This is a genomic window from Streptomyces sp. WM6372 (genome assembly GCF_001279655.1).
GTDB lineage: Bacteria > Actinomycetota > Actinomycetes > Streptomycetales > Streptomycetaceae > Streptomyces.
On the sequence record NZ_LGDB01000237.1, the window covers coordinates 13,284 to 32,606 of the forward strand.

Annotated in this window: 24 protein-coding genes and 2 pseudogenes; 12 read left to right on the forward strand and 14 right to left on the reverse strand. The window is 68.8% G+C overall.

Translation table 11 applies throughout. The annotated features are described in order from the left end of the window. Positions 1–85: 85 nt before the first annotated feature. The 3 genes from ADK52_RS35185 to ADK52_RS35195 all read right to left on the reverse strand — a co-directional run bounded on the left by ADK52_RS35185 (position 86) and on the right by ADK52_RS35195 (position 3,990). Complete coding sequence (locus tag ADK52_RS35185; protein WP_053693920.1) at positions 86–1,669, reverse strand: purple acid phosphatase family protein; 1,584 nt, start codon at positions 1,667–1,669, stop codon at positions 86–88. 321 nt (positions 1,670–1,990) lie between these two features. Next, positions 1,991–3,499 (reverse strand): DUF4246 domain-containing protein, encoded by a 1,509-nt coding sequence (locus ADK52_RS35190; protein WP_078988840.1) that lies wholly within the window; start codon positions 3,497–3,499, stop codon positions 1,991–1,993. A 257-nt stretch (positions 3,500–3,756) separates the two neighbouring features. Beyond that, positions 3,757–3,990 (reverse strand): hypothetical protein, encoded by a 234-nt coding sequence (locus ADK52_RS35195; protein WP_053693922.1) that lies wholly within the window; start codon positions 3,988–3,990, stop codon positions 3,757–3,759. Here ADK52_RS35195 and ADK52_RS35200 point away from each other — a divergent pair. Beyond that, a complete protein-coding gene (locus ADK52_RS35200; protein WP_159046106.1) occupies positions 3,980–4,195 on the forward strand; it encodes a hypothetical protein in 216 nt (71 codons plus the stop codon). The two genes, ADK52_RS35195 and ADK52_RS35200, sit on opposite strands and share 11 nt — an antisense overlap. A 157-nt stretch (positions 4,196–4,352) precedes the next feature. On the opposite strand, the gene ADK52_RS35205 is transcribed toward ADK52_RS35200, so the two are convergent. Then, positions 4,353–5,318, reverse strand: a complete 966-nt coding sequence (locus tag ADK52_RS35205) for an oxidoreductase (RefSeq protein ID WP_053693924.1) — start codon at positions 5,316–5,318, stop codon at positions 4,353–4,355. 127 nt (positions 5,319–5,445) lie between these two features. Here ADK52_RS35205 and ADK52_RS35210 point away from each other — a divergent pair, with 127 nt between their 5' ends. After that, positions 5,446–6,099 (forward strand): TetR/AcrR family transcriptional regulator, encoded by a 654-nt coding sequence (locus ADK52_RS35210; protein ID WP_053693925.1) that lies wholly within the window; start codon positions 5,446–5,448, stop codon positions 6,097–6,099. Positions 6,100–6,166: 67 nt separating this feature from the next. On the opposite strand, the gene ADK52_RS35215 is transcribed toward ADK52_RS35210, so the two are convergent. The 5 genes from ADK52_RS35215 to ADK52_RS35230 all read right to left on the reverse strand — a co-directional run bounded on the left by ADK52_RS35215 (position 6,167) and on the right by ADK52_RS35230 (position 10,104). Beyond that, positions 6,167–6,952: an alpha/beta fold hydrolase gene (locus tag ADK52_RS35215; protein WP_053693926.1), complete on the reverse strand. Its 786-nt coding sequence runs from the start codon at positions 6,950–6,952 to the stop codon at positions 6,167–6,169. Positions 6,953–6,957: 5 nt separating this feature from the next. Continuing rightward, complete coding sequence (locus ADK52_RS44670) at positions 6,958–7,338, reverse strand: peptidoglycan-binding domain-containing protein (protein ID WP_078988841.1); 381 nt, start codon at positions 7,336–7,338, stop codon at positions 6,958–6,960. Next, positions 7,338–8,846, reverse strand: coding sequence for an MFS transporter (locus tag ADK52_RS35220; RefSeq protein ID WP_053693927.1), 1,509 nt, complete (start codon positions 8,844–8,846; stop codon positions 7,338–7,340). The genes ADK52_RS44670 and ADK52_RS35220 overlap by 1 nt, the downstream gene beginning before the upstream one ends. 327 nt (positions 8,847–9,173) lie before the next feature. Further along, positions 9,174–9,713 (reverse strand): DoxX family membrane protein, encoded by a 540-nt coding sequence (locus ADK52_RS35225; RefSeq protein ID WP_053693928.1) that lies wholly within the window; start codon positions 9,711–9,713, stop codon positions 9,174–9,176. Between the two features lie 82 nt (positions 9,714–9,795). Next, the gene (locus tag ADK52_RS35230) at positions 9,796–10,104 is read right to left on the reverse strand and encodes a hypothetical protein (RefSeq protein ID WP_053693929.1); all 309 of its coding nucleotides are present in this window, start codon (positions 10,102–10,104) and stop codon (positions 9,796–9,798) included. Between the two features lie 170 nt (positions 10,105–10,274). Here ADK52_RS35230 and ADK52_RS35235 point away from each other — a divergent pair, with 170 nt between their 5' ends. Then, positions 10,275–10,529 (forward strand): WhiB family transcriptional regulator, encoded by a 255-nt coding sequence (locus tag ADK52_RS35235; RefSeq protein WP_053693941.1) that lies wholly within the window; start codon positions 10,275–10,277, stop codon positions 10,527–10,529. Between the two features lie 124 nt (positions 10,530–10,653). Beyond that, positions 10,654–10,857 (forward strand): cold-shock protein, encoded by a 204-nt coding sequence (locus ADK52_RS35240; RefSeq protein ID WP_053693930.1) that lies wholly within the window; start codon positions 10,654–10,656, stop codon positions 10,855–10,857. 139 nt (positions 10,858–10,996) lie between these two features. On the opposite strand, the gene ADK52_RS35245 is transcribed toward ADK52_RS35240, so the two are convergent. Further along, entirely contained in the window at positions 10,997–11,179 is a 183-nt protein-coding gene (locus tag ADK52_RS35245) for a hypothetical protein (protein WP_053693931.1), read from the reverse strand. 252 nt (positions 11,180–11,431) lie between these two features. Between ADK52_RS35245 and ADK52_RS35250 the strand changes: the two genes are divergently transcribed. The 3 genes from ADK52_RS35250 (at position 11,432) to ADK52_RS35255 (ending at position 13,216) form a co-directional block, all read left to right on the forward strand. Then, a complete protein-coding gene (locus tag ADK52_RS35250; RefSeq protein ID WP_234344386.1) occupies positions 11,432–11,950 on the forward strand; it encodes a hypothetical protein in 519 nt (172 codons plus the stop codon). Continuing rightward, positions 11,947–12,084, forward strand: coding sequence for a hypothetical protein (locus ADK52_RS44175; protein WP_234344387.1), 138 nt, complete (start codon positions 11,947–11,949; stop codon positions 12,082–12,084). Before ADK52_RS35250 ends, ADK52_RS44175 begins: the two co-directional genes overlap by 4 nt. Before the next feature lie 148 nt (positions 12,085–12,232). After that, entirely contained in the window at positions 12,233–13,216 is a 984-nt protein-coding gene (locus ADK52_RS35255; RefSeq protein WP_053693932.1) for a phosphotransferase family protein, read from the forward strand. Between the two features lie 59 nt (positions 13,217–13,275). Here the strand turns inward: ADK52_RS35255 and ADK52_RS35260 are convergent, their stop codons facing one another. Next, positions 13,276–14,535, reverse strand: coding sequence for an MFS transporter (locus tag ADK52_RS35260; RefSeq protein WP_053693933.1), 1,260 nt, complete (start codon positions 14,533–14,535; stop codon positions 13,276–13,278). Positions 14,536–14,858: 323 nt separating this feature from the next. Between ADK52_RS35260 and ADK52_RS40860 the strand changes: the two genes are divergently transcribed. After that, complete coding sequence (locus tag ADK52_RS40860) at positions 14,859–15,611, forward strand: ArsR/SmtB family transcription factor (RefSeq protein WP_234344388.1); 753 nt, start codon at positions 14,859–14,861, stop codon at positions 15,609–15,611. Here the strand turns inward: ADK52_RS40860 and ADK52_RS44180 are convergent. Continuing rightward, positions 15,548–15,733: pseudogene (locus ADK52_RS44180) on the reverse strand (hypothetical protein); the annotation flags it as partial. The gene ADK52_RS40860 and the pseudogene ADK52_RS44180 sit on opposite strands and share 64 nt — an antisense overlap. Further along, positions 15,734–15,841, reverse strand: a pseudogene (locus ADK52_RS45160) (IS5/IS1182 family transposase); the annotation flags it as partial. A gap of 322 nt (positions 15,842–16,163) precedes the next feature. On the opposite strand from ADK52_RS45160, the gene ADK52_RS35270 reads away from it, so the two are divergent. Further along, on the forward strand, positions 16,164–16,766 hold the full coding sequence (locus ADK52_RS35270) for a hypothetical protein (RefSeq protein ID WP_053693935.1): 603 nt from the start codon (positions 16,164–16,166) through the stop codon (positions 16,764–16,766). Between the two features lie 29 nt (positions 16,767–16,795). Here ADK52_RS35270 and ADK52_RS44675 read toward each other — a convergent pair whose 3' ends face one another. Next, positions 16,796–16,924 carry a hypothetical protein gene (locus tag ADK52_RS44675; RefSeq protein WP_267887315.1) on the reverse strand — a complete coding sequence of 43 codons (129 nt, stop codon included), beginning with the start codon at positions 16,922–16,924 and terminating at the stop codon, positions 16,796–16,798. A 5-nt stretch (positions 16,925–16,929) separates the two neighbouring features. Here ADK52_RS44675 and ADK52_RS35275 point away from each other — a divergent pair, with 5 nt between their 5' ends. The 3 genes from ADK52_RS35275 to ADK52_RS35285 all read left to right on the forward strand — a co-directional run bounded on the left by ADK52_RS35275 (position 16,930) and on the right by ADK52_RS35285 (position 19,217). Continuing rightward, positions 16,930–17,514, forward strand: a complete 585-nt coding sequence (locus ADK52_RS35275; RefSeq protein ID WP_053693936.1) for a DinB family protein — start codon at positions 16,930–16,932, stop codon at positions 17,512–17,514. Positions 17,515–17,550: 36 nt separating this feature from the next. After that, positions 17,551–18,336 carry a transposase gene (locus tag ADK52_RS45165; protein WP_078988844.1) on the forward strand — a complete coding sequence of 262 codons (786 nt, stop codon included), beginning with the start codon at positions 17,551–17,553 and terminating at the stop codon, positions 18,334–18,336. A gap of 611 nt (positions 18,337–18,947) precedes the next feature. Then, positions 18,948–19,217 carry a hypothetical protein gene (locus ADK52_RS35285; RefSeq protein WP_147420088.1) on the forward strand — a complete coding sequence of 90 codons (270 nt, stop codon included), beginning with the start codon at positions 18,948–18,950 and terminating at the stop codon, positions 19,215–19,217. The last annotated feature ends 106 nt before the right edge of the window (positions 19,218–19,323 follow it).

Sequence of the window (19,323 nt, forward strand, 5' to 3'; positions counted from 1 at the left end):
ACATCCCTGAAATCATCAGCGAGAAGCCCCAGGTCGCCGACCTGGGGCTTCGTTCCACGCGGACAGGGGTCCGCCGCGAAAGCCCCTAGCGGCCGCGTCCCCTCTGGATCTCGAAGTGGTCGATCCGCTGGCCCGTCTCGGCCAGTGCGCTGACCTTCAGCTTCGGAGAGCGGCCCGTCTCGACCTCGACCGCGAGGAAGGAGTAGTTGGTGTACCGCACCCGCGACCACTCGACCGTCTCGGTCGCTTTCGAACCGCCCTTGACCCACCGGTAGGACTCGACGCTGTCGCGGTCCGCGACGTGGCCCTCGTACGAGTCCGGCACCGGGAAGCTGTACAGCGAGCGCCCCGCCGCGCCGGCCGTGACGTACACGATGCCGTCTTGCGTGGGGTCGGTGCGCTCGCCGATGGGGACCTTCCGGCCGACCTTGTCGCCCTTGATCGCGTCGGTCCGTTCGTACACGTGGTTGTGGCCGTTGATGACAAGGTCCACCTGGTGCTTCTCGAACAGCGGCACCCACACGTCGCGCACCCCGCCCTCCGAGGCGTGCGCGCTGGTGGTGGAGAACGCGCAGTGGTGGAAGAACACCACGATGAAGTCCACGTCGTGGCGGTGGCGCAGCTCGCCCAGCCGCCGGTCCAGCCACGCGGTCTGCTTTCCGCCGCTGATGCCGAAGTTGGCGGGGATCTCGTACGAGACGTCGTTCGCGTCGAGCGCGATGACCCCGACGTTGCCGTGGACGAACGAGTACACGCCGGGCTGGTTGACCGGGTCGGGGCCGTTGTCGGGCAGGGACCAGCGGGCGTTCTGGCCGCCGTAGCCCTGGGGCGAGTACCAGGCCTCCATGTCGTGGTTGCCGGTCGTCACCATCCACGGCACGGTCTTGGCCACCGTCTCCGTCTGGGCCAGGAACTGGTCCCAGGCACGCGCGTCGTAGGTGTCGCCGGCGGTGCCGGAACCGGAGGAGTCGGCGTAGCAGATGTCGCCCGCGTGCAGGTGGAAGGCCGGGTTCTGGGCCAGCAGCACCGCGTCGTTGCCGAGCGCGTGGTAGCTCACGCCTTGGTCGCCGAAGGCGGTGAAGGTGAAGTTCTCGGCGCGCGAGGGGGCGGTGGTGAAGGTGCCGAGCGTACCCAGGTTGCGGTGGTCGGCAGGATCGAAGCCGTCGTGCCCGACCCCGTAGTAGTAGGTCTGACCGGGCCTGAGCCGGTCCAGGCCCACGTGCAGGTAGAACTGCTCGGCGGCGGCGATCTTGCCGCCGTTCAGGACCGGCGTGCTCAGGTGCCGGACCTCGGCGTCGATCTTCACGCTCAGCGCCCAGGGGCTGGTGCCCACGCGCAGGTACGGCTTCTTCACCGCGAACGGCACCTGCCAGGACACCCGCATCTGCGTCTTGGGATCGGCGCCGTACTGCAAGTGCCGTGCGAACGGTGCGGCCAGCGCACCGTCGACACTGCGCCGCTCGGTGGAGGTCAGCACGGCCGGAGCCGCGTACGCGGGCGAGGCCGCGCCGACGCTCAGGCCGGCACCGGCACCGGCGACCGCCGCGGTCACCGCACCCGCGCGCAGCGCGCCGCGCCGGGTGAACTTCGCACGCAGGTAGTCGTGCTGCTCGGCCATGCTCATCCGGGAGGCGAGCTTCTGGGGGATACCGAAATCGGGAAGGTCCATGGCAGCCAACCTCATCGTCCGAGACGACGCGGAGTTCGCCGGGAGGTGAACGGACGGGGGCGGAACCCCCATGAGAATCCCCGGAATTGCCCATCTTCGTGCCACCCCGGTTCGCTGCCGGCCTGGACGGCAGCGAGGCGAGGGGAACACCACGGACAGCTGCGGGGCTGTACCTGCCCCGATCTTTCGTGGCTGCCGCCTCGAAGGCGAGGGCGTCCACCAGGCCGTGCTCGGTATCGCCCGGCGACCCAGAGTTCGTTTACGGGACAACCCTTGGCTTGAACGCCTGGTGACTGCTCCGGCGGGTCCAAGACATCGGTTTCAGTGCTCGCAGAGGGAGAATTCCCGTTCGTAGAGCTGCTCGTTGTGCTCGTCGACGAAGAACTTGCGTTCCTGCATGAGTTGTTCGCGGTAGGTCTTCGCCTCTTCGAGCGTCATGGTCGAGGTGTCGGACCATGGTTGCTGCGGTGGCACATCGGATGTCGAGACGATCTTTTCCGACGGGTCGACCAGGAAGAACGCGAGAATTTTGCGATGTCCCGGGCGGGTGGGATCCGTGAGGCGGAATGAGTCGACGCGGTGTTGCAGGATGTTCGGGAACGCCAGACAGCGGCCCGCCGGGGTCGATGTCGATCCCAGCATCTGGTTCAGTGCGTCCTCGTTCTCCAGACCGTAGACCTCACGCAGCCCGTTGTCGTCGTTCTGTTCGTAGTTCGGGTCGTCGAGTGCGGCGCGGAAACTCAGCCGGCTTTCGGTGATGTTCTCGCTGTCCCAGTAGTAGATGGCGGTGGAGACGATCCGCTCGTTCACCATCCCCTCGACGTGCCAGGAACCGCCGGGGTACTCGGGCTTGTCCGGGGTGAGATGAATGGTGGCGAGCTTGACGATGACCTGGAGACCACGGCCGCACAGGTCGACTCGGGCGGAGTCATCGGGCAACTCGGGCGGGGTGAAGGCAGGAGCGTCCGGGATGACCGGGCTGCGGTTCTCCCACCAGTCGTCCTGGGCCACTTCCCACGCACGACGGGCTTCCGCATATGCCTCCTCATCACCGTAGGAGGCCTTGTCCGGATACTCCGGCTCCGAGTCGTACCAACCGTAAGGGTCGGCCTCGATCCGCAGGGGGCGTGGATGGCGCAGATCGGTGAGTACGTTCTCCAGCAGCGGGCGGAAGCAGGCGAACAAGTCAGGCAGGACGGCGGCCAGTTCGCGGTGAATCTCGGGGTGGACGTTGTTGACGTACGAACGGAACGCGACATCGCCGGCGTCACTGACCTCGACGTCCGTGGGCAGCCACTGGAACTTCTCCGAGAATTCGTACCTCGAATAGCGGTCCGTCGGATTCTGCCAAGCCCGCTCGGGCGCGCCGCTCACCTCTCTCACCAGGCAGAACAGCGAGGGATGAACCAGATCCAGTACCTGGCCGCCGGATCCGGGATGCCAGTCCCATTCTGCTTCGGGGACCTGCTCCAGAACCCGAACTGCCTCGCGCAGCCGGGATCTGAGCTTGTCGTCGACCAGCGTGTCCGACTGCCACACCCCGTCGACGGCGGACACCTCGACGCCGGTACGTCCGTCCCGCAGCGCGGCGTAATGCACGAGTTCGGCAAGCACGTAGCGAACCTGCGCTTCGGTGAGACCCTGGGCGACCGCTTCCTGCGTCCACCTGGCGACGACGTCAGCATCGTTCATCTTGTCGAACCACCCGGGCTTCGCCCGAATGTGTGAGCTGCACTGCATCATCTGAAGTTCCCGCAGAGTTCGGGGTGTCGCGAACGATATGGAACGGGATGCGTGAAAGGGCAGCGGGAAAGCAGACAGGCCAGTCAATTCTCTTGGTCCTCCCAGTCGGTGTGCGGTGGCCGGAAGGATACTTCAGCGGACTGACACCGCAGCCGTGGTCCCTGTCCTCGACGGTCCGGTGAGCGCGGTCGTCTTCCCAAGGAGCCGGGCATCTGTGCCCGTCACCGCCTGCTCGGTGCCGCAGGTTGCTGCGTCGCCGAGGACATGTGTCCAGTTCGATGGGCTTGGCGCCGGCCTTGTGGTGTGTTGCCGAGTTGGCGGCACCGTTGATCCAGAGCCGCTCCTTATCGCTGAATCCGGCGGGTGAGGCGGGCGGCGGCGAGATCGAGCACGTCGTCGGGCAGGGCGGGGACGAGCTGCTCGACGTCGAGCTCGTCGGCGAGGCGGCGCAACATGGCGGCGGCGGTGGCGCGCGGAAGGTTCGAGCGGACGTCGGCGGGGCCCTGGTTCGGAAGGGTGACGATCAGACGGTGGGTGTCGAGGGAAGCGAGGGTGACGACGGCGGGTGTGCGGTTCACGGGGGCGGGACTCCTGTCCGGGGTCGAGGTACTGCTCACGCGCGCGGGACTCCTGTCCGGGGTCGAGGCACTGCTCACGCGCGCGGGAGGGGCCGCGACCGGTCGTGCGGGTCAGCCGGCGCTCTGGAGCTACTGGCGGGCCGGCGGGGCGCTGTTGGTGTCGGTGGCCTTGGTGGCGGCGGCGTTCTGGCGGCCTGCGCCGTAGCGAGCAGGTCAGGACAGGCTTTCGCCGCCCTTTCATTCGTTGGTCTGCCGGTCGAACGTGTTCGGGGTGGGCGCGGGGTCGTCGACCAGGCTGCGGACGACGGTCACAAGGGCCTCGCTTGACACGGATGTCTTCCGAGTTGAACGGGGCCTGACTACTACGACGCTTGGGTGGGGCACGCGGCATCTTCGGACAGCCGGAACGGAACGCCGGTGAGCTTCTCGGACAGTTCCCACAGCAGGCGGGCGGTGTCGGCGTCACGGATGGCGCGCTCCCGGTTGCGCAGGACGGGCTCGCCGCGTAGCTGAAGCGGCCCGTCGGGCACGACGTACGCTCCGCCCGGCAGGTCCGGGACGGTGGCGGCGTACAGGGAGGTCTTGGCGCCTTCGGGGGTGGGGCGGAAGGCGACGCGGAGCAGCAGTCGGGTCAATGCTCCGTAGAGTCGGCCACGGTCGCCGTTGGCGCCGCCGGTGAGAACGTTGGTACGGGTGAGTCCGGGGGCGACGGCCGTGCTGCGCAGCCTCAGGCCGGCGGCGTCGGCGCGGCGTTGCAGTTCGGTGGCGAAGTAGAGGTTGGCGCGCTTGGACTGCAGGTAGGCGAACATCGCGTGATAGCGGCGTTCGGCGTTGAGGTTGTGCAGGTCGAAGCGGGCGAACCGCTGGCCTTCGCTGCTGACGGTGACCACCCGCGGATCGGGCGAGGCGAGCAGGTGGGGCAGCATCAGCCCGGTGAGGGCGAAGGTGCCGAGGTGGTTGATGCCGAACTGCGACTCGAAGCCGTCGGCGGTCCGGGCGAACGGCACCATCGCCACTCCGGCGTTGTTGACCAGAAGATCGAGCCGGCCGTGGTCCCAGCCGCCGGCGAAGGCGCGTACGGAGGCAAGGTCGGCCAGGTCCAGGAGGCGCGCCTCGGCTTGGGCTCCGGGCGCGTGGGCCAGCAGCCGGTCCAGGGCGGCCTGCCCCCTTTGGGGGCTGCGGCAGGCCAGGACGACATGGGCGCCCCGGCGAGCGAGCGCCTGCGCTGTGACCTGGCCGATGCCGCTGTTGGCTCCGGTCACCACCACCAGGCGGCCGGACTGGTCGGGAATTGAGTCGGGGGTCCACGTACGGGAGGCGTCGGGCATGGCCTTCCTTCTCCTGGGTTGAGGGCGTCCGGCACCCGGCTGGGCAGGATCCCACTCAATGCAACTTGCAGTTGCGATACGCTGGATCCTGACATGAGAATGGCCGCTAACGCAACTAGGAGTTGCAATGGAGTCGAGTCTCTCCGACCCTGCCCGTCCGGTCGGGCGCGGCCGCAAGGCACAGGCGGCGGTGCGCGCCGCCACCCTCGCCGAGTTGCTGGACCGGGGCTATGCCGAGCTGACCGTCGAAGGCGTGGCCCAGCGGGCCGGGGTGCACAAGACGACGCTGTACCGGCGCTGGAAGGACCGCGCGAGCCTGGTCGTCGACGCGCTGGCCGAGCACTTCGCCACCGACATCCCCATGCCCGACACCGGCGCCGTCGAGACCGACCTGCAAGCCCTCGCCCAGGGGCTCGTGCAGAGCATGACCGGCCCGGTGGGCAGGGCGGTGCAGACCGCGATGTTCTCCGACGCCGGCCGGCTGCCGGAAGTGGCCGAGGCGAAGCGGCGGATCTTCGCCGACCGGTTCCGGCGGGCAGCGCCCGTGGTCGCGCGAGCCATCGAGCGGGGCGAACTCCCGGCCGACACCGATCCGGTCGAGCTGATCAAAACGCTGGCCGCCCCGATCTACTTCCGGTTGCTGATCAGTGCCGATCCGGTGGAGGAGGGCACCGCCGAGCAGGCCGTGCGGATCACGCTCGCCGCCGCCCGCGCCGGCGCCCTGGCAGGGGGCTCCGCCGTAGCCGTCAAGGCGAACGAAGCGGACGCAGGTCAGGAATGAAGGGCCGCGTGCTCACCCCTACAGTGCCGCGAGAGGGGTGCGGGGTGGCACGGTGGGTGAGATAAGTTCACGGCGAACCGAGGAACCCGCTGACAACTGCGGCGAACTCCACTGGGACGGTCTCGTGGACGGTGTGTCCGGCGGGGAGTTCAACGAGTCGGGTATGCGGGCGCCGCGCCACCATGTCCTTCGCGTGCTCCGCGCTGAGCACCGTGCTGCGGCTGCCGCGGAGGAGCAACGCCGGGCGGTCGCTGGCGAGCCAGTCGTTCCAGTGATCCCCGTTGAGGTGCTGCTGTGAGGCGTTCATGTCTTTCGGGTCGAAGGCAAGGCCCCATCCGTCGGGGTGCTCGCGTACGGAGTGCATGAGGTGGCTCGCCGAAGGGCCGAGTCCTTGCAGCAGCTGGGCCCGAGTCGGCGCCCGGTGCGGCCAGGACAGGCTGAAGGACAGGTCGCCATCGACCTCGGCGCCGATGTCCTCGATGATGAGTGCGCTTACGAGCCCGGGGAACCGTGCCGCTAGCTGGTAGGCGTTGACACCGCCCAGCGAATGGCCGAGTACGACCGCGCCCTGGATCCCCAGGTGGTCCAGTACTGCCGCGGCGTCCTCGACGTAGCCGGTGCGGGAGAAATCGGGAGGACTGTCGGAGAAGCCGTGTCCACGCTGGTCGAGCGCGATGATCCGCCAGGAGTCGCCCAGCTCCCGGGCGAGCCGCGCGAAGGTGCGGCCTTCTCCGAAGTGCCCGTGCAGGGCGAACAGAGGGCGACCCGGACCACCGAAGTCGAGGAAGGACAGGCGACGCCCGGCCAGCATCAAGGCCGCGCGCTTCGGCTCGGGCGGGATCGTCGACGTCATGATCGTCAGTATGCGGCGACCGAGTTGTCCAGGGTGACGAGGCGAGCAGTACCCCCTTGCGCAGGAGCTCGAAGGCAGCGCGTCCGTGCCGCGCCCGCCGGGTGATGTGGGCAACGCCCGGCGGACGGAGAGCTCAGGAGAGGTGGGCGGGGACGTACATGGCCGCGAGGCGCCCGTCGCTGGGCACATGGCCGTTGCAGTAACCGCAGGTCCCTCCCTCCGTAGTACCGGTCGCCCGCGAACAGGACCCGGTTCCCCGTCTCCGGGCCGACGATCCCGTCCGGCGCGAGGCCCAGGCGGCTCTGGAACCAGACGACCTGCGCCTTCGTCGCCGGGCCGAAGTGGCGGCCGCCCAACGCCTCGCCTGTTCGGGGCCATCTCTTCATCAGGCGCTCGACTGCGGTGAGCCGGAGGACGCGGCCGGCTTCGCCACCGACAGCGGCTCGGCGATGTCCTCCAGCGAACGCCGCTCCGCCTTGACCGCCAGGAACGCCGCCACCAGACCGGCGGCGCACATCAGCGCGGCGCCGATCCGGAAGGCCAGCGCCGTGTCACCCACCACGCCCGACTCGGTCAGATCGGCGAAGATCAGCGGGCCGCTGATACCGCCCGCCGCGGTACCCAGGGCGTAGAAGAAGGCGATGGCCATCGCCCGGGTCTCCATCGGAAACACCTCCGACACGGTCAGGTACGCGCTGGACGCACCCGCCGACGCGAAGAACAGGACCACGCACCAGCAGACCGTCATCGTCGTCGCCGTCAGCGAACCCCGGTCGAACAGCCAGGCCGTCGCGAAGAGGAGCACACCCGACAGCAGATAGGTGGAGGAGATCATGATCCGGCGCCCGACCGTGTCGAACAGCTTCCCGAGCAGCAGGGGGCCGAGGAAGTTGCCCGCGGCGATGACGGCGAAGTAGTAGCCGGTGTGCCCCGTCGGCACGTCGAAGAACGTCGTGAGGATCGTGCCGAATCCGAACGTGATCGCGTTGTACAGGAACGCCTGCCCGATGAACAGCGACAGCCCGAGGACCGCACGGCGCGGATAGCGGCCGAAGACCGTCCTGGCGATCAGACCGAACCCGATGCTCTTGCGCTGCCTGATGGTGATCTCACCGGCCGGCGGCGGCAGCCGCTCGCCCTTCTCCTCCTCGATCCTCCGCTCCACGGACGACACCAGCTCCTCGGCGTCCTCGTCCCGGCCGTGGATCAACTGCCAGCGCGGACTCTCCGGAACGTGCCGGCGCACGAGCAGGATGACCAGCCCGAGGACGACCCCGAGGGCGAAGCTCAGCCGCCAGCCGAGGTTCTGCGGAAAGATGTCGGTGTCCAGCATCACCACGGACAGCAGGGCGCCGCCGATCGCGCCCAGCCAGTAACTGCCGTTGATGATGAGGTCGACCCGGCCCCGGTGGAGGGACGGGATCAGCTCGTCGATCGCCGAGTTGATGGCTGCGTACTCGCCGCCGATGCCGAAACCGGTGAGGAACCGGAAGAGGAAGAACCACCAGGACTCGAACGACAGCGCGGTCATCGCGGTCGCACCCAGGTAGACGACCAGCGTCACCATGAAGAGCTTCTTGCGGCCGTAGCGATCGGTCAGCCAGCCGAAGAACAGCGCCCCCGAGCAGGCTCCCGCCACATAGAGGGCGGCGGCGATACCGGTGACCTGGGCGGCGGTGATGTCGAGGCCGCTGCCCTCCTCGGCGAGACGTCCGGCGACGTTGCCGACGATGGTGACCTCGAGTCCGTCGAGGATCCAGACGGTACCGAGCCCGATCACGATCATCCAGTGCCATCGGGACCACGGCAGACGGTCGAGACGGGCCGGCACGGCTGTGGTCACCGTGCCCGAGGTGGCCGGAACGGAGCCCTCCGGCGACGAGGCGGATGCCATCGTTTCCTGTTCCCTCCTACTTGATTCCCCCACCCTGCCGGGTTCCCACGAACCGTCCGGACATGCCACCCCGGCCAGGCGGCCCGATGTCGTCCAGCTCCCGGGATGAACCCGAAGACCGGTGCCACACCCGCTGGTACGCGCGGCTGAACCGCGGGAGCGCGGAGCGGGGTTACCAGGAGGATCGGTTCGGCCAACAGTGCGGGGGCTGCCGTTCCTGTAGCGCACTGAGCGGCGAACTCGGCACCAGACCGAGCCCCGCGAGGCGCGCGGCGAACCCGGCCCCCACGGAGGCCGTCCGGGTAGGGCAGCGGGCCGCGCCCGCCGTCAGCGGGAGCCGGGCAGGGAGGAAGCGACCGCCCTGGCGTGGTCGGCCGTACGCGCGGCAGCCGCCTCGACGGGGCGGCGGACGGCACGCACCGGGTGCCGGTGGTCGAGTACGTGCCGGGAGCGGTGGGCGAGGGAGGGCTTGCCGTGGGTGTCCGCGGCGGCGATGAGGAGCCCTCCCAGAGCGGAGAGATCGGTCAGGAAGTGGGTGCGCTGCCGCGCGCGTTCCTCCGGGTCCTCCACCGTCCAGAAGGCGTGCGCGGCGAGGGAGGTCGGCACCAGCGCGGCAGCGAGCGCGAGCGCGGCTGTGCGCGGGGCCCGCCCCGTCGCGAGCAGCAGGGCCGCCGCGGCCTGGACGGCGCCGGTGACGCGTACCGCCTGCAGCGGATCCCAGTCGAGGGCCGGGACGCGCTCCCCGACGGCCCGGACGGAGGGTCCGGCGACCTCCGCGACGGCCTCCGGGCGGTACAGGGTGCGCAGTCCGCCGGCGACGAACGGGGCGGCGAGCAGGGGACGGGCGAGTTTTCGTAGAGCTGCCATGTCCCGCTGCTGCCCCGCCGCGGCCCGTCCATCCGCCCGTCGGGCCGGGCTCGGCGCTCATGTGCCGCGAGCCGGAAAGGCCTCAGGATTCACCGTCGACACCGGTGACCGCCGGCGGTCCCAGGGGCACGTCCTTCTCGGGCAGTCCCAGCTCCTCAAGGGTCCCGGCCAGCAGACGGACGGCGTTGTCCTCGGCCGTGGCCCGGTCCGTGGCTTCGACTTCGAGCCGGACGGAGAAGGTGCCGCCGTCGTGGACCGTGAGCAGTTCCACGTCCTCGGTCTCGCTCAGGTCGGTGTGGTGCGAAGCCAGCCTCTTGGCCAGCTCGGAGCGTGCTGCTTCGTCGACGTCCGTCAGGAACGTGCCGGGCACGGTGATGACGTAGGTGGTCACTTGCTGTCTCCTGTCGGCTGGCAAGGGCTGAGTTGTGCGGATGCCCCGGTGTCGTGTTTCAAACGTAGCGGGGGAGAGCCGGAAAAAGCCGGCCCCGGTGCTGCATAGAGCCACCGGTATGGGCCAGGAGCGTGGGTGAGCATGCGGACGAATCGGATGGAGGAATGACGATGAACTGGCGCCATGAGGCCGCCTGTAGGTGGGAAGACCCCGATCTCTTCTTCCCGGTGGGCTCCAGCGGCCCGGCCCTCCTCCAGATCGAGGAAGCCAAAGCGGTGTGCCACCGGTGCCCGGTCAGGGCGAACTGCCTCCAGTGGGCCCTCGAAGGAGGCCAGGACCTCGGTGTGTGCGGCGGCATGAGCGAGGAGGAACGCCGGACCGTCAAGCGGCGGGCGGCTCGGGCCCGCACACGATCGGCAGACTGATGGATCCGTGCCCGGTGGGGAGTGTGGCCGGTGGTACCGGTGGGCAGGAAGGGACCAGGCTTCCGCCCGGATGCCGAGGCGGCCCCCAAGCGGGCCGCCAGTAGGCCGTACAGAGGGATTGAGCATGGCGCGTGGCACGGTGAAGTGGTTCAACTCCGAGAAGGGCTTCGGGTTCATCGCCCAGGACGGGGGCGGTCCGGACGTCTTCGCCCACTACTCCAATATCGCCGGGCAGGGCTACCGGGAGCTGCAGGAGGGTGAGGTCGTCACCTTCGACGTCACGCAGGGGCAGAAGGGCCCGCAGGCGGAGAACATCGCTCGCAGCTGACACGCCCTCACACGTGACGTGAGCCGGCGCCCGCCACCTGGCGGGCGCCGTTGCCGTTACCGCCGCACGCGCGAGAGCGCGGGACACGGGGGCATGGCCGGGCCCCGACCGGGGGTACGTGGCCGGGGCCCCACGACCGTCAGCGTCTGCGGCCCCATCGGTGGGCAGGCCGAGTGCCGCCTATGCCGGCGACGTGCAGCGCGAGTGCGGCGAGACCGATCAGCATGAAGTTGGTCGAGCTCAGGACGTCGTTGGTGGCGATGCCGGCGGCGTTGAGGAAGAACGCGATGAAGAACAGGACTGCGGCGGCGATGCCCAGCATGGACGGGCTCCTTTCGTTCGGTGCTGATCGTGTGCCCCGTGCGGGCCGGGCCATGAGTGGGCGAAGCCTGCTCCTCCCGGCGGATCTCCTCCTGCGGACTCCGCCGGTATCGGCGCGAGGCGCTACGAGCTCCGTGAGGATCGACGTCAGCGGCTGGCGGCCTGGCCTGGGTCCCTCATTGCGGTCCTGACCGGTGCGGCACGATGGCGATCAACTGGGCGGGCAACGGTGGGGGTGGGAACGTGGGGCGCTTTGGCTCGCGAGGCCGGCGCAAGGGCATACCGAACGAGCCGGCGCTACTGTGCGGCGGCTGAGAATCCCGGTGGCAGCGTCGCCGAGATCGACCCGACGTATATCGACGACCCGAACGGCTACGTACCTCCCGAGGCGATCCGCGGCGCGTGGTTGGTGGATGGCAGCGGGAAACTGACAGGTGAGTACCGGGAGAATCCCCTTCACGGGGTACCACAGGACGACTTCGGCAAGCTCACTGATCCTGATCACTGGCTCGGCTGGCTCGGCGATGATCCCGCGACCGCCGTCCGGAAGGGCATCGAAGAGTCCTTGCGCGCCCAGGTGGCGGACGCAGTGGTCGAGTGGGTCAAGATCCTTGAAACGCCCCGCTTTCTCACGGGTGGTCGTCGACGCTCTGAGGACGAAGAGGTCGTGGTGGTCACCCGGGCGGCACTCGCCGCGCCGTTCGCGTTGTCCGTGCGCACCACGCAGCACGGGCGTTCCGTCCTCCTGGGGTGTTCTCCTGGGCGGCGGTGAACCTCTCACTGCCGCAGGCCCGTAAGGATCGGCACTGGTTTGACCTGGGCGTCGGACTGGACTGGGCCGGTGAACGGCTTCAAGGACGGATCTACGAGATGGACGGTGAGGACCGCACCGCCGCCGAGCGGTAGAGCGGTAGAGCGGTAATGCCACTCCGTACCTGCGGTCAGAGCGGATGCATGACGTTGCAAGGGCCCGTGACGCGGAGGAGTCGTCCGACCCTTCAACCGGCGGGCAGATCCGGTGGCGACGGTACCGCCCCGCCGATAGCCTTCCTTCATGATCAAAGGCGGGGACAGAGCGAGACTCGATGGCGATCTCGGGGCGCAAGGCTGGGGCGCCACGCAATCGTGGGTGGAGAGACGACTCGCTGATGGGCAGCGGATAGAAGGCGTCGAGCATCTGCGTGGTGGTTGGACCTCGGAGATGCGCAGGCTCCGCATCGAGGGGCCAGGGGGCCCGGGGCACTTGGTGCTTCGGTCCTTCGTGAAGCCCTTCTACGTCCGGCACGCAGACGGTCTGTTGTCCCGCGAAGCCGAGATCCTGTGTCTGCTGGGGGCGACGGACGTGCCTGCGGCCAGGCTCGTGGACGTGGACGCGACCGCGACGCACTGCGACCACCCGTCCCTGCTGATGTCGCTGTTGCCCGGGGCCGTCCGGTTGGACGACCGAGACGCTGAGCGCCGGGCAGATCTGTTGGCCGAGCAACTGGTGCGCATCCATCGGGTCGAGGTCTCCGCCGACGCGAGGCCGCGGGCTTGGCAAGCCTGGACGTCGCCGGAGCGGGTGACCGTCCCGGAGCACACGGCGCGGCCGGAGCTCTGGCAGCGGGCCGTTGACGTCATCCGGCAGGATCCGCCCGCTCTCCGGCCTTGTTTCCTGCACCGGGACTTCCATCCGGGCAACGTCCTCTTCGAAGGCGAGGGGGACGACGTCCGCATCAGTGGTGTGGTCGACTGGGTGGAGACCTCGTGGGGGCCAGCCGACCTCGATGTGGCCCATTGCTCGACGGCTCTCTCCCTGCTCCACGGTGTTTCTCTGGGGATGACCTTCGCGGACCGGTACGTCGCCGCGGGCGGGCACCTCGCCGAGCAGCGCGCGGCGCACCTGTACTGGCGGGTCATCGACGCTCTGGCCTTCGCCCCGGACGCGGAGAAGGTCGGCGTCCCCTGGCGTGAACTCGGCCGTACGGATCTGACCCCCGGCGTTCTGAGCAGCAGACTCGAGGACTACCTCCACGCTCTGTTCGAGCGCTATGCGTAGATCGCGGAGGTCCGCACGCGGGATGGCACAGGCACACGCACGCGCGGGTGGCTCGCCCCCTACTTCTCGGCGGCCTCCTGGAGGCGGACCGGCGGCTGAACGTCGGGATTGGGGTTGGGCCGAGCCCAGTTCGGCCAGAGCGCGACGGCGGTAGCGACAGCAGCAGCGCCGGCCGCAGTGACGGCCATGCCGTAGCCGGTCCACTCGGCAAGCGCGCCGAAGAGCATGGGGCCAACGCCCTGAAGGACCATCAGTCCCGTGCCCAGCAGCGCGAAGGCCTGTCCGAGCAGTGCGGCCGGCGCGGCGTCACGGAACCGTCCCTGCACACCCAGCATGTAAGCGTTCCCCACGCCGGCCAAGCCGAGCAGCGCAGCACAGACTGCGAATGGTGGCTCGAGCGCGAACCCGGTGAAGGCAATCCCGGCCAGCGCCATGAGGGGCATGACGAGGCGTACACGAACCGCGGGCCGGACCAGACGGCCCATCAGCAGGTCTCCGGCGATCATTCCTACGGGTAGGCAGGCCAGGAGCAGACTCGCCGAAGCGACTGAGAAGCCGCGGGCCCGGGCGTAGGGAATGATCAAGCTCTCCACCCCGGCCATGAACGCCGGAGGCAGCCACTGTGCCAGGAACAAGGGGCGCATCTCGCGCCCCTTCAGCAGCACGTTCATACCGGACCAGCTCTGCTGGACCAACGTGCCAGTCGACCTGCCCTCGGCCGGGAGATCAGTGAGGCCCAGGCGGACGACAAGAGCCGCGAGCAGATGACAGAGGGCTCCGGCCAGCAGTGCACCCGGGATGCCGAGCCATACGACCAGGAGCCCGCCGGCCGCCAGCGCGACCAGTTGGCCTCCGGAGATGGTCAAGCCGACCAGGGACCTGCCGAGCACGTATGCATCACCGTGGAGCGACTGAGCGATGACCTTGCTCGTCGCGCCGCGGAATGCCGGCGTCAGCGCTCCCAGCAGAGCCACAAGAAACAGGCCGGCCCCGACTGGCAGGGGTGCCAGGGCCACCACCGCACCGACGGCGCACTCAAGGCTGTGACCAGCCACGATGAGGAGCCGCGGGCGCAGGCGGTCAGGCAAGGCCCCCAGCAGGGCGCCGCCGATCGCCTGCGGAACGAAAGACAGTCCGTAGCTGAGCGCGGTGAGAAACGCAGACCCCGTCACGTCGTACACCAGGAGCGACAGGGCCACCATGCGAAGTGTTGTGCCCAGCACCGCCGCCAGGTTGGCGCCGAAGAGGAGCCGGAAATCCGAGTTGGCGAAGACTTCGCGATACGTCGCGGGTGCCGTCGTGGTGTCGCTCGGGGTCATGGCACGAAGCCTGCCCCTGAGACGATCTCATGGCTAATCTTTCGCACGGGTGCGAAACGGCGAAGGGCCCGGGCCGGATGTTGAGAATCGAAGTGTCAGCCGAGGACCTCCTGCGAACCAGATTCGCGCTGTCACCGTTGACGGAACTGACCCGCCTGTTCCGTCTCCTGAACGACGGAGCACGATCGACTCCCTCGGCAGCCTGGACCGACCGGCTCACGCCGACCTACCACCACCTCCTACGCGAGACGGACCTACGCGCCGTTCTCTCCCTGGAGTCCCCGCGGGGCGGGGTCAGCTTCATCAACCAACCCCCGAGAGGCATGGAACAGACCTGGGCACAGGACCTCGCATCGATCAAAGCCACGCCCGCGCGGCAAGCGCGGGAAGAGATCGACCACTGGCTGGCCAGCCACCCAGTCCACGACAAACGCACCCGGCAGATCCTCCAGAGCACCGACGCCGTCAACCGCATCGCCAACACCCTCGACGAAGCCTGGAACGCACTGCTGGCCCCAGACTGGCACCACCTCAAAGCCATGTGCGAACACGACGTCGTACACCGCGCCGGCCGCCTGACCCGATTCGGCTGGGCAGCGGCCCTGGACGGCCTCCACGACCGCGTGCACTGGAACAACAGCGCCATCGAGCTGAAAGGCCATCCACCCCGCGACCCGGTGGCACTCGAAGGCAACGGCCTTCTCCTGGTGCCTTCCGTGTTCGTCTGGCCCGGCCTCGTCATACACGTCGACGAACCATGGCCCAAAGCCCTGATCTACCCGGCTCGCGGTGTAGCAGCCCTGGGGCAAACCGCCTCCCATGCCGACGCAACAGCCCTCCACGCCCTCATCGGCGTCCCACGAACGCATCTGTTGAGTGCCCTGGAGCGACCAGCCACGACAACACAGCTCGTCGCCCTGCTCGGTATGACCCTCGGTGCGGCCGGCCGACACTTGGCAGTCCTCCGCGAGGCCGGAATGATCACACGTGCCCGCTCAGGACGATCCGTCCTCTACCGCCGCACTCCGCTGGGCGACTCGCTAGCAGCTGTCGCAGCACCTGCGCCCCGCGGCTGACGAAAGCCCGACGCCCGGCCCCGTACTCCGTCGCCTTTGAGGCGGCGGTCGCCGAGGTTCTTCCAGGTCGTCATGCGGGCGAAGTCGTGCTCGACTCGTGCTCGGACTTGCTTGTGAGTCTTCGTGCGCCGATACGTCGCGACCAGCAGTGCCCGGTCCTCCAGCGGAAGGCGCCGAGGTCGGCCCTTGCGGACTGCGTCCGCACCCCCGCGCCGCAGCACGTTGGCCAGCAACTCGCCGCTGTTGTCGACCAGGGCGACGTCGTGCGTCTTCTCCGGCTCCAACTCAGACCAGGGCCCGTGCGGCGAGCTGGTGCCACGAACAGCTGCTGAGGGGCAGACCGGCCCGGCAAGGCGCCAGCCCGACACTCACGCGACCTCCATCGCGACCAGCCTCTGCTGCTCGAACAGCCTGGGCGTACGTCTCTCGGGGCTGTCGCCATCACCGGATCAGGACGGCTCCGACGCCTTGGCCGCACCAGCCACATCAAGATCATCTCATTCTTGACCAGCGGTTTCCGGGCGGCAAGTAGGTCGCACGTAGAGTGCGGCCATGCAAGAGATTCCCTGGTTCGAGTACGACGAAGACGATCTGAACGTCGCGCAACGCGCGTTCACGGACGTTCTCGCCGAACGTGCTCGCTTCTGGCTGGTCGACCCGGACGACACAGCCGTGGTGCCTCCGGCGCGCGCCTCCGACCGCGAGTTGATCGTCTGGTTGGACGTCGTCGATCCGCAGCGCAACCAGGGAATCCTGACCGTGGGAGCACACTTCAACGGGACCGTCGTCCATGCAGACAAGCTCCACAATCAGCTCGTCTCGCTGCCGGAGGAGGCAACTGAGTTCGCCTTCACGGCCGTCGGTAACCCGGCGGAGCTGGCAGAGCGGACGGCTGCGTGGTTCGAGGCCATCCTTGTGCGCCCGCTGGTCCGCTGCGAATGGCAGCACGTGGGCCAGACGTACGCGGTCCGCTACGAGTTTGCCGATACGGGCCGAGGCCTCGTCGAGAGCTTCAACGACGCCCTCGCACCCCGCCGGCTTCGGAAGCGACTCGCCGCAGAAGGCATCGTCCGAGGCCGCGGGCGGATCAATCGCTCCTACCTGGGCGAACCAGACATGATCGCATCGGTCAGAGGCGACCGCCCAGGTCGGTAGTTAAGGGGGGGCAGCCCATGGAGGTCGTCTCACGTGGCACGTTTCGCGAGCTCCTTGTGGCAGGTCAGGGCGGCGGCCATGGCCAGGCCTCGGCTCTGCCTGTCGTTGCGGACCACGTACGGGATCTTGAGGGCACGAGCAGCCCGTGGCAGGCTCATGCCGCATGATCGATGAATTCGCGAAGGACAACCTGCTCGGAAGACTGCGGCGGGACCGCAAGGCGCTGCTCTGGAAACTCGACGGATTGTCCGAATATGACGCCCGCCGGCCTTTGACAGCGACCGGGACCAACCTCCTCGGCCTGGTCAAACACGTGGCCACCGTCGAGGCCAGGTACTTCGGCGAGGTCTTCGACCGCCCTTCCCCGGAACCGCTGCCCCGGTGGCAGGACCACGACGGCAGCGATCTGTGGGCGACCGAGGACGAGACCCGCGATCAGATCATCGGGTTCTACCGGCGCACGTGGGAACACGCGGACGCGACGATCAACGAGCTTCCCCTCGACGCCCCCGGCCACGTGCCGTGGTGGCCGGAGCCCTATCCGAACACGAACCTGTTCGCCATCATGGTCCATGTCCTCGGCGAGTCCATCCGGCATGCCGGGCACGCCGACATCCTGCGCGAGGGCCTCGACGGCCGGACCGGGGTGCGCGCCGAAAACGAGCAGCAGATCGACGAAGAAGCCCGTGCAGCCTACTGCGCGAAGATCGAGCGGGCCGCCAAATCGGCCGCACCGATCAAGGCTTAGAGGTTGTCCCACGTGACTTGACGCTCGTGTGGCGTGATGCCGGTCGTGGGTGCTGATCTATCGAAGCGTCTGGTTCCTGATGAACTCTGGGAGCTGGCCGCCCCGTTGCTGCCGTCGTTCGCTGCTCGTCCGCAAGGTGGTGGGACCGCTCCGTGTGACGAGCGGGCCGTGTTCACGGCAGTGGTGTACGCGCTGACCAGCGGTTGTGCCTGGCGGCATCTGCCGCCGACGTTCGGCACGTCGCCCGCCACCGCGCATCGCCGCTTCACGGTATGGACCGCTGCCGGCCGGCCTGTGGCGTCGGCTGCACCGGGCGGGCGGTGCTGGTCGAACTCGGGGCCCGGGGCGAGGTGGACTGGACCTCGGCGATCGTCGACGCGGCCTCCGTTCGCGTCAGAAGGGGGGATCGCTGACCGAGCCGAACCCGGTCGATCGCGGCAAGCAGGGCAGCAAGCTGCACGCGCTGTCCGATGCCCAGGGCATCCCGCTCGCCGTCGCCGTGTCCGGCGCGAGCATGCACGACGGCCGCGCCCTCAAACCACTCACGCTGACCACAAAGGGATAGCGGCCGTCCGGGGTCAACGTCATGTCCGTCGCTGCGCAACCCACTACGGTCGGTGGGCGGAGAATGGCTGTGTTGGTCTCCGTGTCCATGAATTCCCCTGCTCACGGTCGACACGGCGCCCCTTCGACCGGCTGGGCAGCGTCGTGGCGTCGGCCGCGGAGGTGCTCGTTGGACAGAGCATGCCCGGGGACGAAGACGGCTGGTGCCGGCCTTCAGCTGAGCCGGCCGACCGGTTCCTGCGGTATATTAGATCTTGAGCTCGCGGCCGTGGACGACGGCTGTGGAGCCTTGCGTTGGTGGTCCAAGGAAAGACACCCCACTTCCCGTGGGGGAATGCAGGTGCAAGGCCTGCCCAGCGCTCGATCAAGGCCCCGGCCTCCTCACGGAGACCGGGGCTCTTTCGCTGTGTGGACTCCGCGACTGCACCGTCGAGACGGCCTCCGGCTACCTGCCACGTTCCCGACATTCACGCTGGGAGCGTGGAAGACGGTGCGGCGCCTCCTGCCACTGACCCCCGACGCTCCGGCCGGCCTGTGCCGGAAACGGTGGGACGTGCGGCCCCGCGGTCCGGGGGACATCTCCGGGGCTCGGTGCGGGTGCGATATCCGGGCATGGCCCGGGTCAGGACCTCGGCGCTCCCGGCCGCCGCAGGGCCACCCGAGCGGTGGGCGCCGGCATCCGCGGACGTCCACCGTGATCTCGGCCGGCGGGGTCTCCCTCGCCAGATCCACGAGGACGGTCAGCAGCACCCATACAGGTGAAGCAGGAGCTCTCTCGCGCTGCGGGGGCGGCCGGGCGTGATGCGCTGGCGAAAATGGGCTCGGGCGCTGCCCCTGTGCCCCAGTGCCCCCGACAGCCGGAGAGCATCGTGAATGACGACGTGGTCCGCATCGTCCCCTGCGAGGACCAGAGCGCGGAGGAAGTCGCGGAGGTCCTGTCTCGGGCAGCAGTGGAGCAGGGCCTCGCGGACGAGGTCTTCGTCGATGGGGAGGAAGTCATCGCTCCGCGCTCCCTCATGACCGGATCGGCCCCCGTGGTGGGAGTCGGGTTCCCCCCGCCGCCTCAGGGGCCGAAGGCCGACGGCTCCTCCACCAGCGGCCAGCTCTATGCGCTGCGAGGGCCGATCGCCCTGGGCTGACGCATCCCGAACAGCTGCCGGCCCAGAAGTACGACCACGACGGTACGGGGCGTGGCCGGGGAACCGGTCGACGGGACCCTCGGGTTCGCGCCGCACCGTCGCGGGC

Bases quoted from the DNA above. Each gene is read 5' to 3' on its own strand.
- ADK52_RS35185 (WP_053693920.1), bottom strand. From the start codon at position 1,669: ATGGACCTTCCCGATTTCGGTATCCCCCAGAAGCTCGCCTCCCGGATG.
- ADK52_RS35205 (WP_053693924.1), bottom strand. From the start codon at position 5,318: ATGCCCGACGCCTCCCGTACGTGGACCCCCGACTCAATTCCCGACCAG.
- ADK52_RS35210 (WP_053693925.1), top strand. From the start codon at position 5,446: ATGGAGTCGAGTCTCTCCGACCCTGCCCGTCCGGTCGGGCGCGGCCGC.
- ADK52_RS35215 (WP_053693926.1), bottom strand. From the start codon at position 6,952: ATGACGTCGACGATCCCGCCCGAGCCGAAGCGCGCGGCCTTGATGCTG.
- ADK52_RS44670 (WP_078988841.1), bottom strand. From the start codon at position 7,338: ATGAAGAGATGGCCCCGAACAGGCGAGGCGTTGGGCGGCCGCCACTTC.
- ADK52_RS35220 (WP_053693927.1), bottom strand. From the start codon at position 8,846: ATGGCATCCGCCTCGTCGCCGGAGGGCTCCGTTCCGGCCACCTCGGGC.
- ADK52_RS35225 (WP_053693928.1), bottom strand. From the start codon at position 9,713: ATGGCAGCTCTACGAAAACTCGCCCGTCCCCTGCTCGCCGCCCCGTTC.
- ADK52_RS35235 (WP_053693941.1), top strand. From the start codon at position 10,275: ATGAACTGGCGCCATGAGGCCGCCTGTAGGTGGGAAGACCCCGATCTC.
- ADK52_RS35240 (WP_053693930.1), top strand. From the start codon at position 10,654: ATGGCGCGTGGCACGGTGAAGTGGTTCAACTCCGAGAAGGGCTTCGGG.
- ADK52_RS35245 (WP_053693931.1), bottom strand. From the start codon at position 11,179: ATGCTGGGCATCGCCGCCGCAGTCCTGTTCTTCATCGCGTTCTTCCTC.
- ADK52_RS35255 (WP_053693932.1), top strand. From the start codon at position 12,233: ATGATCAAAGGCGGGGACAGAGCGAGACTCGATGGCGATCTCGGGGCG.
- ADK52_RS35260 (WP_053693933.1), bottom strand. From the start codon at position 14,535: ATGACCCCGAGCGACACCACGACGGCACCCGCGACGTATCGCGAAGTC.
- ADK52_RS40860 (WP_234344388.1), top strand. From the start codon at position 14,859: ATGGAACAGACCTGGGCACAGGACCTCGCATCGATCAAAGCCACGCCC.
- ADK52_RS35270 (WP_053693935.1), top strand. From the start codon at position 16,164: ATGCAAGAGATTCCCTGGTTCGAGTACGACGAAGACGATCTGAACGTC.
- ADK52_RS44675 (WP_267887315.1), bottom strand. From the start codon at position 16,924: ATGAGCCTGCCACGGGCTGCTCGTGCCCTCAAGATCCCGTACGTGGTC.
- ADK52_RS35275 (WP_053693936.1), top strand. From the start codon at position 16,930: ATGATCGATGAATTCGCGAAGGACAACCTGCTCGGAAGACTGCGGCGG.
- ADK52_RS45165 (WP_078988844.1), top strand. From the start codon at position 17,551: ATGCCGGTCGTGGGTGCTGATCTATCGAAGCGTCTGGTTCCTGATGAA.